The organism is Sphingomonas sp. CFBP9019, from assembly GCF_034045155.1.
GTDB classification, from domain to species: domain Bacteria; phylum Pseudomonadota; class Alphaproteobacteria; order Sphingomonadales; family Sphingomonadaceae; genus Sphingomonas; species Sphingomonas aerolata.
Genome location: NZ_JAXCWK010000002.1, coordinates 779,993 through 794,291, shown reverse-complemented (window position 1 = coordinate 794,291; position 14,299 = coordinate 779,993). Strand labels below are relative to the sequence as shown.

Sequence of the window (14,299 nt, the reverse complement as noted above, 5' to 3'; positions counted from 1 at the left end):
CAGGAGTCGACGAACCGCGCCGCGTTGCGACGGCGCGCCCGAGCCTCTATGTGCGGTGCCAACGGATATAGACTTTATGATTTCAAGATTCTTTCGGTCCAAGGCCCCGCGATCCGCGGGCCGGTCCTGCTCGATCCCTGAAGGCCGGCGCGTCTATGCGGTCGGCGACATCCATGGCTGTGCCGATCTGCTCGACGATCTGATCGCGCAGATCGACGCGGACGATGCGGCGCGCGGTGCGGCGGAGACGACGGTCATCTTCCTGGGCGATATCGTCGATCGGGGTCCGGGCTCGGCCGCGGTGATCGATCGGTTGATCGGCTATGCCGCGGCGCGCGCCGACGTGCGCTTCCTGCAGGGCAATCACGAGGAGATCTTCCTCGGCGCGCTCGACGGCGAGCCCAAGGCGCTACGCCTCTTCTGCCGGATCGGCGGTCGCGAGACGGTGCTGAGCTATGGCATGGATGCGGCGGAATATGAGCGGCTCGATTACGAGGAGCTGGTGCAGCGTCTCGCGCAGCTCGTACCCGAGGCGCATCGCGCGTTCCTGGCGGGCTTCGAGGATCTGATCACGATCGGCGACTATGCGTTCGTGCATGCGGGCGTCCGTCCGGGAACGCCGCTCGCAGACCAGCGCGGTTCGGATCTGCGTTGGATTCGCGATCCTTTTCTCGATCATCGCAGCCCGCTCGACAAGATGATCGTCCATGGCCACACGGTGATCGAAGAGGTCCAGACGATGGCGCATCGTATCGGCATAGATACGGGCGCCTATGCGACCGGTCGGCTGACTGCGCTGGGAATCGAGGGCGATCGCACATGGACGTTGCAGACGGCACCCCGCCCCGGCTCGTCGGAAAATTCTCTCGAATCCTGAAAACTATGCCTTCTCGTCTTACTACAATAGGGTATACCCCCAGGGCGATCAGGGCATGTTGCCCGCTCGCAACAGTATGGAACTCTTCCGTACCGTTCCAGTTACCTCGGTTGCGCAAGGTCAGGTTTCGTGCCAAAGACCTACGCGACGAGCACAAAGGGAGTTCATCATGCGTCTTGGGAAGTATCTCCTGACCGCAGCAGCAGCCACGATGGCAGTTGCTCCGGCCATGGCAGCACCGGTTAATTCGGCAGCAAGCCTTTCGGTCTCGAAGTCGGCTCGCGCCGGTTCGGTTACCGCAAAGAAGAACAAGGTTGCAGGCGGCGGCGTTATCGTTGCAGTCCTCGCAGCAGCAGCCGTTGTCGGCGGCATCGTTATCGTTGCCGATAACGACGACGACAGCGACAGCAACTAAGCCTAGGCTCAGTTCGGGAAAATAGCGGTCTTCGGGCCGCTATTTTTTTGCCTGCCGCAGATGGGCCCGGGGCGGATGCGGCGATGTTCCAGCGCCCCCTCCCCGCCGTGCACGGCTTCGCAAGCCACCGTGTGACACTGCGATCGACCATAGACCGCGACGATGTGCGAGACTGAGACGCGGACACGGGCGTCAGCGGTCGGGCACGATCCGCCATGCCGCTGTAATGCCGGATGGTGTTTGACCCCTGACGCGGCGCGCCCACCCTTGGCCAAGGCGTGCGGGCGCGAGATAATCGAAGCGTCACCGGGCGCGTCGGCCGAACCCTGCATGATCCGCGTCACGCCGACATAACAAGGCCGCCCGCGACGATCAGTCACGGACGGCCCTGTATCATGATGCCGAGTCCGGCGGGTCGGGCGGCGCACCGCCCGACGAGGCGATCAGCGCGGCTGCGGTACCGCGCCGCCGGCGCCCGGCGCACCCTGCTGCATCTGCATCTGCTGCTGCGCCTGCATCTGCTGGACGACGCTCTGCGGCAGGAAGTCGAGCAGTTCGACGTCGAACACGAGCGTCGAGTTGGCCGGGATCGGTCCGCTGACCTTGTCGCCATAGCCGAGCGAGGGCTTCAGCCAGAAGCGGTACTTGCCGCCCTTAGGCATCAGCTTGAGCGCTTCGGAAAAGCCGGGGACGACGCCCGTGACGGGCAGCGGCGTCGGCTGCTGCGACTTGTCGAAGGTGGTGCCGTTGAGGAGCTTGCCCTCGTAATTCACCAGCGCGACGTCGGCATCGGTCGGCTTGGCGGCACCGGGCTTGCCCGGCGTCAGAATCTTGTACTGGAGGCCCGAGGCGGTGGTGACGACGCCCTTGGCGCGCCCGTTGCGGGTCAGCGGATCGTCACCCTGGCGCGCAAGCGCGACGGCGCCGATCAGCGCGAGCGCGATGCCCAGCCACAGATAGATCAGATAGCTGCGCTTGGTCGGCTGCAGCGGAACGGCGGTGACGGTCGACATCGGACAAACCCCGGGTCATCTGGTCACGCCGGAGCGCCGCGCGTGCCGTAGAATTCGTAATCGGAGCCGCGGTGACGCGGCCCCCAAAACCCTGGCTGCGCGTGCAGCCGAGGGTTCCTACTGCAGGCGAAGCTTAGCGTGCGCCGTCGCGCTCGGCGCGCTTGCGCTCGAGCTTGCGCGAACGACGGATCGCAGCCGCACGCTCGCGAGCGCGCTTTTCCGACGGCTTCTCGTAGTGGCGGCGCAACTTCATCTCGCGATACACGCCTTCACGCTGCAGCTTCTTCTTGAGCGCGCGAAGGGCCTGGTCGACGTTGTTGTCGCGGACGATGATTTGCATAAACCCGTTAAGCTCCGGTCGAATAGATACGAATGGATAGTGCCGTCGCGAACAAGTCCGCGCCGCATGAACGGGAGCCCCTAACAGCGTGTGCCCGCTGTTTCAAGCCAAACCCGCCCGGTCAGTGTCGGGGTTCACGTCGGGAGGCGGTTTGCGGGCCTGCCAAGCCAGCGCTAAGAGCCGCGCATGACCACGCATGCCCTGACCCTGTATAACAGCCTGACGCGCCGGCTCGAGCCGTTTGCGCCGATCGATCCCGCCAATGTCGGGCTCTATTCCTGCGGACCGACCGTCTACAACTATGCGCATATCGGCAATTTGCGCGCCTATGTCTTTACCGACACGCTGTCGCGGACGCTGACGTGGAAGGGCTTTGGCCTCACGCACATCGTCAACATCACCGATGTCGGCCACCTGACGTCAGATGCCGATGCGGGCGACGACAAGATGGAGGCCGCCGCGCGCGCCAGCGGGCAGGATATCTGGTCAATCGCAAGACATTACACCGAAGCCTTCAAACGCAACCTGATCGACCTCCACATCCGCACGCCGACCCGCTTCCCGCTCGCGACCGACCATATCGCGGAGATGATCGCCTTTGCCGAGGCTATCGCGCCGGAGCATTGCTACGTGCTCAAGGACGGGCTGTATTTCGATACCAGCACGGTCCCGGACTATGGCCGGCTTGCCCGGTCGAACGACGATGCCGGCGAGAGCCGGATCGATCCGGTCGCGGGCAAGCGCCACCCGCAGGATTTCGCGATCTGGCGGACATCGGCGCCCGGCGAGATGCGCCAGATGGAATGGGACTCGCCCTGGGGACGCGGTGCGCCGGGCTGGCATCTCGAATGCTCGGTGATGAGCCAGAAATATCTGGGCCCGCAGTTCGACATCCACACCGGCGGCATCGACCACCGCGAGATCCACCACCCGAACGAGATCGCGCAGAATCAGGCGCGTTGCGGGTGTGCGGACACCGGGGCGAACCTCTGGATGCACAACAACTTTCTTGTCGAACGCTCGGGAAAGATGTCGAAATCCGGCGGCGAGTTCACGACGCTCCAGACGCTTATCGATCGCGGTTTCCACCCGCTCGCCTATCGGCTGATGTGCCTGCAGGCGCAGTATCGCAGCGAGCTGGAATTCTCCTGGGACAATCTGGCGGCGGCGACGACGCGGCTGAAGCGGCTGGCGCTCACCGTGCAGGCGTTGCGCGACCGTGCGGCATCCAGCGATCCCGCCAAACCCGCGACCGACGCCGTCCGCGCGCTGCTCGCCGGCTACCGCGACCGACTCGACATCGCGGTCTGCGACGACCTCGCAACGCCGCGCGCCTTGCCGGTCCTCGACGAACTGCTCGCGGACAAGCGGCTGTCGCCCGCCGACCGACTCGCCGCGCTGGCCGATTTCGATGCGGTGCTGGGACTCGATCTCGCAGCCCTGCGCCGCGAGGATCTGCGCGTCCGGCCGGCCTCGGCCACGCTCGACGCCGCAGCCGTCGACGAACGCCTTGCCGAGCGCCGCGCCGCGCGGGCTGCGAAGGACTTCCCGCGGTCCGATGCTATCCGCGACGACCTCGCCAGCGCCGGGGTCGAGGTGATGGACGGTGATCCGCTCGGCTGGGACTGGCGGATCGGCTGATTGGCGGCGGAGACGACTCCGCGCTTTGGCGTCGCACCCGAAGCGCGGTACAGAGGCGGGGATGAAAGCCGTCCTCCCCGCCGCCGCCCGCCCGCTGCTCGAACCGCATCTGCCGTCCGATCTCGACGTCGAATGGTTTGCAACGCCCAGCGAGGCGAATGCGGCGATCGCCGATGCGGACATCGCCTGGGTCGACATGCAGCCGACTCACCTGGTGGCGGACGCGATTCGCGCCGCCGGGCCGCAGCTGAAATGGGTGTCGACCATCTATGCGGGACTCGACGCCTTCCCGCTTGCATGGCTGCACGACCGGGGCGTGATCCTGACCAACGGTGCGGGCATCAACGCCGTCGCGGTCGCAGAATATGCGGTGATGGGGATACTCGTCGCCGCCAAGCGCTTCGACACCGTCCTCCGCGCGCAGGACGAGCATGTCTGGCTGAAGGACGCGCCAGGCAAGATCGAGCTTGCCGACACGCGTGCGCTGGTCATTGGCTATGGCACGATCGGCGCGATGATCGGCGATCGGCTCGCCGCCTTTGGCGTCGACGTGACCGGCGTGACCCGGACCGGGCGCGACGGGACGCTCACGCCCGATGCCTGGCGCGGCCGTCTCGGGGAGTTCGACTGGGTGGTGCTTGCCGCGCCCTCGACCGATGCAACCAAGACGCTGATCGGCAGCGGCGAGCTTGCCGCGATGAAGGACAGCGCATGGCTGATCAACATCGCGCGCGGCGACATGATCGACGACGAGGCGTTGCTCGCCGCCCTGCGTTCGGGACAGATTGGCGGGGCGTTCCTCGATCCGACGCATCCCGAACCGTTGCCGGCCGATCACCCCTTGTGGTCCGCGCCCAACACGATCCTGACGATGCATCTGTCGGGTCGCAGCCAGACGAGGATGTTCCAGCGCGGAGCGGCGATGTTCCTCGACAATCTGCAGGCGTACCGCGCGGGGTCCGCGATGCGGAACGTCGCTGATCTTGCAGCGGGCTATTGAACGATAGCGTCGGTGGCAGGCACCGGCGGTCGCACGATCAGCTGCGCGCGGTGCCGTTGTTCGGGCTGTTATAGTCCTTGATTCCGCGACGGCGGCGCCTGTCGCGACGGCGGCGCTTCATCATCATGATCAGGACGGGCACGCCGATCGCGACACCGACGCCAACGATCGAAAATGCAATGATAATTCGCAAGGGAAGATCCATCGTCGCCCTGTGCCAAACCTGCCCGACATTGAGAAGCGCTTTCTATACAATCTCGGGCAACCCTGACCGACCGGCTCGCTGCAATCAGCCAAGCCCTGGATCCGGTACTCGTGCGCCTGCAAGCTTTACTTGATTGCGCCAAAAGCCGATTCGGCGCATGGCCGCGCCTCGAATTCACCAATCGGACGAACAATTATGGCCGCGAACTGGGCCCCCGACAGCTGGACCACGCACGAAGCCCGCCAGCTCCCCTCGTATCCCGACGCCGGCGCGCTCGACGCCGCGACCGCACAGCTTGCGACGTTTCCGCCGCTCGTCTTCGCCGGCGAGGCGCGCAACCTGACCGCGAGTCTCGCCGAGGTTGCGGCGGGCAAGGCGTTCCTGCTCCAGGGCGGCGACTGCGCCGAGAGCTTTGCCGAGCACAGCGCGAACAACATCCGCGATACCTTCCGCGTCATCCTGCAAATGGCGGTCGTGCTGACCTTCGCGTCCAAGCTGCCGGTCGTGAAGCTCGGCCGCATGGCGGGCCAGTTCGCCAAGCCGCGCTCGGCCAATACCGAGACGATCGGCGGCGTCGAGCTGCCGAGCTATCGCGGCGACAACGTCAACGACATCGCCTTCACGGCCGAGTCGCGCGCCCCCGATCCGCAGCGGATGATCCGCGCCTATTCGCAGTCGGCGGCGACGCTCAACCTGCTCCGCGCGTTCGCGCAGGGCGGGTATGCCAACCTGCATCAGGTGCATCGCTGGACGCACGACTTCATGGGCCGCAGCCCCTGGTCGAAGAAATATGCCGAGACCGCGGACCGGATCGGCGAGGCGCTCGAGTTCATGGCGGCCTGCGGGATCGATCCGGAAACCGTGCCGCAGCTCGCCCAGACCAATTTCTACACCAGCCACGAGGCGTTGCTGCTGCAATATGAGCAGGCGCTGACCCGGCAGGATTCGCTGACCGGCGACTGGTACGACACGAGCGCGCATTTCCTGTGGATCGGCGACCGGACGCGATTCGAGGGGTCGAGCCATGTCGAATATCTGCGCGGCATCGGCAATCCGATCGGCATCAAATGCGGCCCGAGCCTCGAGCCGGACGCGCTGTTGCGGATGCTCGACACGCTCAATCCCGCGCGCATCCCCGGCCGGATGACGCTGATCACGCGCTATGGCTATGATTCGATCGAGGCCGCGCTGCCCAAGCTCGTCCGTGCGGTGACCCGCGCGGGGCATCCCGTCGTCTGGTCGTGCGACCCGATGCACGGGAACGTCGTGAAGGCGGCCAATGGCTACAAGACACGGCCGTTCGAGCGCATCCTCGCCGAGGTCCGCGGCTTCTTCGCGGTGCACCGCGCCGAGGGCACGCATGCCGGCGGCATCCATATCGAGATGACCGGGCAGAACGTCACCGAATGCACCGGCGGCGCGGTCGACGTCACCGAGCAGAGCCTGGCGGACCGGTATCACACGCATTGCGATCCGCGCCTGAACGCCAGCCAAAGCCTTGAGATGGCGTTTCTTCTGGCCGAAATGCTCAACGCCGAAATGGCCGAGCGCAAGAAGGTCGCTGCCTGACGACGACGATCGTCAAGGCGATCCGGCGGCAAAACGTGCACGTCGCGCGATTTTGCCGCCGCACCGCCTTGACGCCCGCGCCCCGCTTCCGTAGGAGCGCGGCTCGACTACACGGCCCCTTCGTCTAGCGGTTAGGACGACGCCCTCTCACGGCGTAAGCACGAGTTCGATTCTCGTAGGGGTCACCAAGTCCACACATCCTGACATCGTTGGCTTCTATCGGATCGCGCCGTTCGTCGTGTGCGGCAACCGTGTCGCTACGTGTTTCCCGACGGTGCAGCGACGAGCGAGCGGGCGCTACCCGGGGCCGTCCTCATTTTCGAGGGCGTGCACCCCGTGGAAGGATGCCAGCATGGCCGATGCCGCCCGCAACACCGATTCGCCAGATACCCTCCCCGCGCCGGCCACCGACTGGAGCGCGGATCTGACGACCCGGACCGGCTACGCGTTTCACGTCCGCCCGATCACGCCGGACGACGAGGCGGCGCTGGCTGACTTCTTCACGCATGTCGGCAAGGAGGATCTGCGCTTCCGGTTCCTCAGCGCGATCGACCATGTCGGGCACGAACAGCTGCTCGCGCTGCTGCGCGTCGATCACGAACATAGCGAGCATTTCCTCGCCTGCGAGATCGGCAGCGGCCGGATCCTCGCGACCGCGATGATGGTCGGCGATGACGACGGCCTGCGCGCGGAGGTCGCGGTCGCGATCCGCAGCGATTTCAAGCGACGCGGGATCAGCTGGGTCCTGCTCGATCACGTCGCGATCTTCGCGCGGGCCAAGGGCCTCCGCACGCTCGAATCGATCGAGAGCCGCGACAATCACCAGGCGATCGACATGGAGCGCGAGCGGGGCTGGACGGCCGCCCCCTGCCCTGGCGATCCCTCCGCGATGATCCTGCGACTGACGCTGGCATCGCCGCCCGCCTGACCCGTTCTGGTCACAGCGGCATGCGAGCGGCCGGCGGTGGCCGGTGCGGCGGTTCTGGTCTATCATGCAGGCCGGCTCCGTACCGGCGACCATGATCTTGGCCGCCGGCGTATCGGACCCGACTGCCGGACAAGGCCCAGAGCCCGATGAACCGCACGCGCCCAGCCCGACCGGCCGCCCCACCCGCATGATCGCGCATCCGTCCGATATGGGCGACCCGGCTGCCGGACGTCCCGCCGTGCTGGCGGAGGAACTCGGCCTGCTGATCGACGCGGCGACGACCTATGCGATCTACATGCTCGACCCGCAGGGGCGCGTGACGATCTGGAACCGGGGCGCCGAGCGGATCAAGGGATGGACCGAGGCCGAGATCATCGGCCGCGATGCCGCGATCTTCTACCCGGCCGAAGACGTCGCGGCGGGCAAGCCGCGCGCCGATCTCGAGCGCGCGCATGCCGGTGGCCGGATCGAGGAGGAAAGCTGGCGCGTCCGCAAGGACGGATCGGAATTTCTGGCGAGCGTGACGATCACCGCGCTGCACGACGACGCGGGCGCGCTGCGCGGCTTTGGCAAGGTGATCCGCGACATCACCGACGAAAAGGCGGCGGAGGCCGCGATCCTGCGCCGCGAACATCATCTGCGCTCGATCCTGAACACCGTCCCCGATGCGATGATCGTGATGAACGAATACGGCGTCATCGTATCGTTCAGCGCCGCCGCCGCGCTCGTCTTCGGCTATGAGACGGACGAGGTGATCGGTCGAAACGTCGCGATGCTGATGCCGCCCGCGAATGCCGCTGCGCATGACGCGCATCTGCACACCTACCGGCGGACCGGGGTGCGGCATGTCATCGGCAATGTCCGGCTCGAACACGGGCTGCGCAAGAATGGCGAGGTCTTTCCGATCGAGCTCGCGGTCGGCGAGGCGTCGATCGCGGGCGAGCGGATCTTCACCGGCTTCATCCGCGACATCAGCCAGCGCCAGGCGACCGAGCGCCGGTTGAAGGAACTGCAGGCCGAGCTGGTCCACGTCTCGCGGGTCAGCGCGATGGGCACGATGGCATCGACGCTCGCGCATGAGATCAACCAGCCGCTGACCGCGATCGCCAATTATCTGGAGGCGACGCGGGACATGATCGGCGACGCGCCGTCACCGCTGCTGGCGGAGATCGCCGAGGCGCTCGAGCTCGCGGCGGCTCAGTCGCTGCGCGCCGGCACGATCGTCCGGCGGCTGCGCGCGTTCGTCGAGGGCGGCGACACCGCGCTTCGCGTCGAACCGCTCGCCGCGCTTGTCGAGGAGGCGATCAGCCTGGGGCTGCTCGGCGCGCACGAGGCGGGGATCACGGTCACCACCGATATCCGCCAGGGCGCCGATCTGGTGCGGGTCGACCGCATCCAGATCCAGCAGGTCCTGGTCAATCTGATCCGCAACGCCATCCAGTCGATGGCCTGCGCGCCCGACAAGCGGCTGACGATCGCGACGCTGGCGGATCGCGAAGGCTGGGTGCGGATCAGCGTGGCCGATACCGGTGCGGGCATCGATCCGGCGATCCGCGAACGCCTGTTCGACGCGTTCTCGACGACCAAGAGCGACGGCATGGGCCTTGGCCTGTCGATCTGTCGGACGATCGTCGAGGCGCATGGCGGCCGGATCTGGGTCGAACCGACATGCCCCGCCGGTACCGCCTTCCACTTCACGATACCGCTCGCCACACAGGATGTTGTCGATGGATGAGACCAGCCGAGTCGTGCACGTCGTCGACGACGATCCCGCGATCCGCCAGTCGGTCGGCTTCCTGCTGCGCAAGGCGGGCTATGCGGTCGAGACGCATGTGTCGGGCACACATTTCCTGAAGCACGTGACGCGCGAGGCGCGTGGCTGCGTTCTGCTCGACGTGCGGATGCCCGATATCGACGGGCTCGAGGTCCAGGCGACGCTGGCGCAGCGCGGCATCGCCCTGCCCGTGATCATGCTGACCGGGCACGGCGACGTCGCGCTTGCGGTGCGCGCGATCAAGGCGGGGGCGATCGAGTTCTTAGAAAAACCGTTCGAGCGCGCGACGTTGCTCGCGGCGATCGAGACCGCGCTCGCCAAGGCTGCACGGATCGGTCGCGACCAGCTTGCCGCGGCCGAGGCCCGCGTCCTGCTCGCAGCGCTGACCCCGCGCGAGCGCGACGTGCTGGACGGGATGGTCCTGGGCCGGCCGAACAAGCTGATCGCGTTCGATCTCGACATCGCGACGCGGACGGTCGAGGTCCACCGCGCCAATCTGATGGAAAAGCTGATGGCGCGCAGCCTCTCGGACGTGCTGCGCATCGCCTTTGCCGCGGGTCTGGGGGAACCTGCCGACCCGGCCTGAGCGCCCCCCCGTGTTTTACGTACAGACCGGGTCCGCGGGTCCTGTCATCGAAGGTCCGACAAGGATCGACGATGACTCCACCGGCCCCGCTTCTGCACACCAGCCCGGGCATCTCGCTGGTCGACGGCAATCCTGCGCGACGCCGTGCGCGGCAGATCCTGCTGCTCTCCGAACGCTACCGGGTACGGTCCTATGCAAGCTGTGCGGCCCTGGTGTCCGATCCGGCATCGCGCGACCATGCGTGCATCATCCTCGACCTCTCCGATCCCCGGCTGGCGGGGCAGGATGACGACGGGATGGCGGCGCTTGCCGCGATGCGGGGCCTGGGCTGGGCTGGCCGGGCGATCCTGCTCGACGGGCGGGTGCCGTCGCCGGACCTGATCGCCGCGGCGGACCGTCAGGGGGACCGGATCCTCGACCGCGCGACGACCGACGGTGCGCTGCTCGCGGCTATCGCGGCCGCCATGCTGACGCTCGCCGGCTAAGGACGCCGCACGGGCAGATGGGGTCAGCGTCAGGGTCGGACGATCGCCGTCTGGCTCAGCCGGGCGGCATGACGGGCGATCTCGTCATCCTCGCGCGAGGCGACGATCCGGATTGCCATGCCCGGCAGCCATGCCAGGCCGGTACCGATCGCCTGCTGGGTCGCGCGGTCATGTTCGCCGATCCCGCCGGTCAGCACGAGCAGGTCGATCCCCCCGAGCGTCGCAGCCATCGCCGCGATCTGCTTGCAGACCGATCGCTCGAACATCCGGATCGCGAGGTCGGCATCGGGATTGCTCCCGGCCGCCGCGCGCAGCACGCGCATGTCGCCCGACAGTCCCGAGATCCCCGCCATTCCCGAATTGTGATCGATCATCGTCGCCAGTTCATCAGCGTCGAGCCCGGTCTCGCGGAGCAGGTACAGCAGGATGCCGGGGTCGATATCCCCCGTCCGCGTCGCCATCGTCACCCCGCCCGATGGCGTCAGCCCCATGCTGGTATCGACCGATCGCCCGTCGCGCACCGCAGTGACGCTCGCCCCGTTGCCGAGATGCGCGATGACGAGGTGCGACGGGACGCCTTCGCCGAGCTGCGCCAGGATCGATTCGCACGACAGGCCGTGAAAGCCGTACCGCCGCACCCCGCTTGCGCGGTAGTGACGCGGGATCGGGAGGACCTGCGCAACATCGGGCAGATCGGCATGAAACGCGGTGTCGAAGCAGGCGACCTGCGGCATCCCGGGATAGCGCGCGCGTGCGGCCGCGATCAGCGCGAGTGCCGCGGGACCATGGAGCGGCGCGAACGCACAGGCCGCGACCAGATCCGCGGTGACCGCATCGTCGATCAGGCAATGCGCGGTACGGTGCGGGCCGCCATGGACGATCCGGTGGCCGATCGCGGTCGGCGCCGGGCTGTCCCGCAACGCGGCGTCGAGCGCGTCGAGGACCGAAACACGACCGTTGGCGGTCTCGATCGTCCCGCCGATCAGCAACGCAGGCTCCGGGTCGACGGCGTAGAGCCCGTATTTCACCGTCGACGACCCGCTGTTCAGCGCGAGGATCAGCGCGCCCATTGCCAGTCGCGCACCTCCGGCAGATCGTCGCCCTGTTCGGCGATGTACAGCTTGTGCCGTTCCATCGTCGTCCAGTAGCGCGCGGTCTCGCGCGGGACGCGGTCGCGGAACCGCGGGATGCGCTCGATCGCGTCGAGCGCCAGCCGGTACCGGTCGAGATCGTTCAGCACCACCATGTCGAACGGCGTCGTCGTCGTGCCCATTTCCTTGTAGCCGCGGACATGGATATTGGCATGGTTCGCGCGGCGGTAGGTCAGCTTGTGGATCATCGCGGGATAGCCGTGGAACGCGAAGATCACCGGTGTGTCGCGCGTGAACAGCGCGTCGAATTCGCGCTCGTCGAGGCCGTGGGTATGTTCGGATCGCGGCTGCAGCACCATGAGGTCGACGACATTGACAACCCGGATCCGGATATCGGGGACATAGGCACGCAGCAGCGTGACCGCCGCCAGCGTCTCGAGCGTCGGCACGTCGCCCGCACACGCCATCACCACATCGGGCTCCGCATCGTCGCCCGCCCAGTCCCAGATGCCGGCGCCCGCAGTGCAGTGCCGCACCGCCGCGTCGATCCCCAGCCATTGCCATTCGGGCTGCTTGCCCGCGACGATCACGTTCACATAGCCGCGGCTGCGCAGGCAATGGTCGCCGACCGACAACAGGCAATTGGCGTCGGGGGGCAGATAGATCCGCGTGACCTCCGCGGTCTTGTTGGCGACGTGATCGATGAACCCCGGATCCTGATGCGACAGGCCATTGTGATCCTGTCGCCAGACATGCGACGTCAGCAGATAGTTGAGCGACGCGATCGGCCGCCGCCACGGGATGCCGCGCGTCACCTTCAGCCATTTGGCATGCTGGTTGACCATCGAATCGACGATGTGGACGAACGCCTCGTAACAGGAAAACAGCCCGTGGCGGCCGGTGAGCAGATAGCCCTCGAGCCAGCCCTGGCACAGATGCTCGCTCAGCACCTCCATCACGCGGCCGTCGGCGGTCAGATGCTCGTCGACCGCCTCGACCTGCGCCATCCAGACCTTGCCCGACACGTCATAGACATCGGCGAGACGGTTCGACGCGGTCTCGTCGGGCCCGAACAGGCGGAAGTTCACGTTCGGCATGTTGAGCGTCATCACGTCGCGCAGATAGCGACCGAACACCCGCGTCGCCTCGGCCATGACCGTGCCCGGCGCGTCGACCGGTACGGCATGCGCGCGGAAGTCGGGCAGCGACAGCGGCACCATCGTCTCGCCGCCATTGGCGTGCGGGTTCGACCCCATCCGCCGATGCCCGGTCGGGGCGAGCGAGGCGTAGATGTCGAGGAACTTGCCCGCCGCGTCGAACAGCTCCTCGGGACAGTAGCTGCGCATCCACTCGTCGAGCAGCCGCAGATGCTCGGGGTCCTTGAAGTCCGCGATCGGGACCTGATGCGCGCGCCACGTGCCTTCGACCGGCTTGCCGTCGACGGTCTTGGGGCCGGTCCACCCCTTGGGCGTGCGGAACACTATCATCGGCCATCGCGGGCGTTCGGGCGTCCCGCCGGGGATGCGTGCCTCGGCCTGGATCGCCTGGATCCTCGCCAGTGCGGTGTCGAGCGCGGCGGCGAGCTGCTGGTGGACGAGCGCGGGGTCGCTGCCGCCGACATAGAGCGGCTCATGCCCATAGCCGCGCAACAGCGCGTCGAGCTCGTCCTCGTCGATCCGCGCGAGGAGCGTGGGGTTGGCGATCTTGAACCCGTTGAGGTGCAGGATCGGCAGGACCGCGCCGTCGCGCGCGGGGTTGAGGAACTTGTTCGAATGCCAGCTCGCCGCCAGCGCCCCCGTCTCCGCCTCGCCGTCGCCGATCACGCACGCGACCAGCAGGTCCGGATTGTCGAACGCCGCGCCGTAAGCATGTGCCAGCGAATAGCCGAGCTCGCCGCCCTCGTGGATCGATCCCGGCGTCTCGGGCGCGACATGGCTGGGGATTCCGCCCGGCCAGGAGAATTGCCGGAACAGCCGGTGCATGCCCGACCGGCTGCGCTCGATCGCGGGATAGCGCTCGGTATAGGAGCCCTCGAGATAGGTGTGGGCCACCAGCCCCGGCCCGCCATGCCCCGGCCCGATGATGTTGATCATGTCGAGGTCGTGCGCGACGATCAGCCGGTTGAGATGGACGTAGAGGAAGTTCAGGCCCGGCGTCGTGCCCCAGTGGCCGAGCAGCCGCGGCTTGACGTCGGCGACCGTCAGCGGGCGTTCGAGCAGCGCGTTGTCGCGCAGATAGATCTGGCCGACCGACAGGTAGTTGGCGGCACGCCAATAGGCGTCCATCCGGTGCAGCTCATCGGGCGACAACGGATCGGCGCGCGTCACGACATGCGGCGGTGCCTTGTGGGCCAGACCGGTCAAGAGTGCGGCGCC

General features: G+C 67.0%; 14 protein-coding genes and 1 tRNA gene. 10 read left to right on the top strand and 5 right to left on the bottom strand.

Annotation, left to right across the window (positions count from 1 at the left end):
• Positions 1-76 precede the first annotated feature (76 nt).
• Both SOM18_RS07790 and SOM18_RS07785 read left to right on the top strand, forming a co-directional pair.
• Positions 77-877 carry a metallophosphoesterase family protein gene (locus SOM18_RS07790; RefSeq protein WP_042467448.1) on the top strand — a complete coding sequence of 267 codons (801 nt, stop codon included), beginning with the start codon at positions 77-79 and terminating at the stop codon, positions 875-877.
• A gap of 169 nt (positions 878-1,046) precedes the next feature.
• The gene (locus SOM18_RS07785) at positions 1,047-1,292 is read left to right on the top strand and encodes a hypothetical protein (RefSeq protein ID WP_031394633.1); all 246 of its coding nucleotides are present in this window, start codon (positions 1,047-1,049) and stop codon (positions 1,290-1,292) included.
• 443 nt (positions 1,293-1,735) lie between these two features.
• Here the strand turns inward: SOM18_RS07785 and SOM18_RS07780 are convergent, their stop codons facing one another.
• Both SOM18_RS07780 and rpsU read right to left on the bottom strand, forming a co-directional pair.
• Complete coding sequence (locus tag SOM18_RS07780) at positions 1,736-2,305, bottom strand: FKBP-type peptidyl-prolyl cis-trans isomerase (RefSeq protein ID WP_031441314.1); 570 nt, start codon at positions 2,303-2,305, stop codon at positions 1,736-1,738.
• Between the two features lie 133 nt (positions 2,306-2,438).
• Entirely contained in the window at positions 2,439-2,645 is a 207-nt protein-coding gene (rpsU, locus tag SOM18_RS07775) for a 30S ribosomal protein S21 (RefSeq protein WP_031394635.1), read from the bottom strand.
• Between the two features lie 186 nt (positions 2,646-2,831).
• Here rpsU and cysS point away from each other — a divergent pair, with 186 nt between their 5' ends.
• Together cysS and SOM18_RS07765 are read left to right on the top strand one after the other, a co-directional pair.
• Positions 2,832-4,286 carry a cysteine--tRNA ligase gene (gene cysS / locus SOM18_RS07770; protein WP_031441315.1) on the top strand — a complete coding sequence of 485 codons (1,455 nt, stop codon included), beginning with the start codon at positions 2,832-2,834 and terminating at the stop codon, positions 4,284-4,286.
• A gap of 61 nt (positions 4,287-4,347) precedes the next feature.
• Positions 4,348-5,286 (top strand): D-2-hydroxyacid dehydrogenase, encoded by a 939-nt coding sequence (locus SOM18_RS07765; RefSeq protein WP_031441316.1) that lies wholly within the window; start codon positions 4,348-4,350, stop codon positions 5,284-5,286.
• A 37-nt stretch (positions 5,287-5,323) separates the two neighbouring features.
• Here the strand turns inward: SOM18_RS07765 and SOM18_RS07760 are convergent, their stop codons facing one another.
• On the bottom strand, positions 5,324-5,479 hold the full coding sequence (locus SOM18_RS07760) for a hypothetical protein (RefSeq protein WP_200874049.1): 156 nt from the start codon (positions 5,477-5,479) through the stop codon (positions 5,324-5,326).
• A 207-nt stretch (positions 5,480-5,686) separates the two neighbouring features.
• On the opposite strand from SOM18_RS07760, the gene SOM18_RS07755 reads away from it, so the two are divergent.
• The 6 genes from SOM18_RS07755 (at position 5,687) to SOM18_RS07730 (ending at position 10,833) form a co-directional block, all read left to right on the top strand.
• On the top strand, positions 5,687-7,060 hold the full coding sequence (locus SOM18_RS07755) for a class II 3-deoxy-7-phosphoheptulonate synthase (protein ID WP_031441317.1): 1,374 nt from the start codon (positions 5,687-5,689) through the stop codon (positions 7,058-7,060).
• A 113-nt stretch (positions 7,061-7,173) separates the two neighbouring features.
• Positions 7,174-7,248: transfer RNA gene (locus tag SOM18_RS07750), tRNA-Glu, on the top strand.
• A gap of 164 nt (positions 7,249-7,412) precedes the next feature.
• The gene (locus SOM18_RS07745; protein ID WP_042467450.1) at positions 7,413-7,988 is read left to right on the top strand and encodes a GNAT family N-acetyltransferase; all 576 of its coding nucleotides are present in this window, start codon (positions 7,413-7,415) and stop codon (positions 7,986-7,988) included.
• A 91-nt stretch (positions 7,989-8,079) separates the two neighbouring features.
• Positions 8,080-9,723, top strand: coding sequence for a PAS domain S-box protein (locus SOM18_RS07740; RefSeq protein WP_320481504.1), 1,644 nt, complete (start codon positions 8,080-8,082; stop codon positions 9,721-9,723).
• Positions 9,716-10,348 carry a response regulator transcription factor gene (locus tag SOM18_RS07735; protein WP_031441319.1) on the top strand — a complete coding sequence of 211 codons (633 nt, stop codon included), beginning with the start codon at positions 9,716-9,718 and terminating at the stop codon, positions 10,346-10,348. Before SOM18_RS07740 ends, SOM18_RS07735 begins: the two co-directional genes overlap by 8 nt.
• Before the next feature lie 71 nt (positions 10,349-10,419).
• On the top strand, positions 10,420-10,833 hold the full coding sequence (locus SOM18_RS07730; RefSeq protein WP_042467456.1) for a hypothetical protein: 414 nt from the start codon (positions 10,420-10,422) through the stop codon (positions 10,831-10,833).
• 29 nt (positions 10,834-10,862) lie between these two features.
• Here SOM18_RS07730 and SOM18_RS07725 read toward each other — a convergent pair whose 3' ends face one another.
• Both SOM18_RS07725 and SOM18_RS07720 read right to left on the bottom strand, forming a co-directional pair.
• The gene (locus tag SOM18_RS07725) at positions 10,863-11,903 is read right to left on the bottom strand and encodes an acetate/propionate family kinase (RefSeq protein WP_031441321.1); all 1,041 of its coding nucleotides are present in this window, start codon (positions 11,901-11,903) and stop codon (positions 10,863-10,865) included.
• On the bottom strand, positions 11,891-14,287 hold the full coding sequence (locus SOM18_RS07720; RefSeq protein WP_414712104.1) for a phosphoketolase family protein: 2,397 nt from the start codon (positions 14,285-14,287) through the stop codon (positions 11,891-11,893). Before SOM18_RS07720 ends, SOM18_RS07725 begins: the two co-directional genes overlap by 13 nt.
• Between the last annotated feature and the right edge of the window lie 12 nt (positions 14,288-14,299).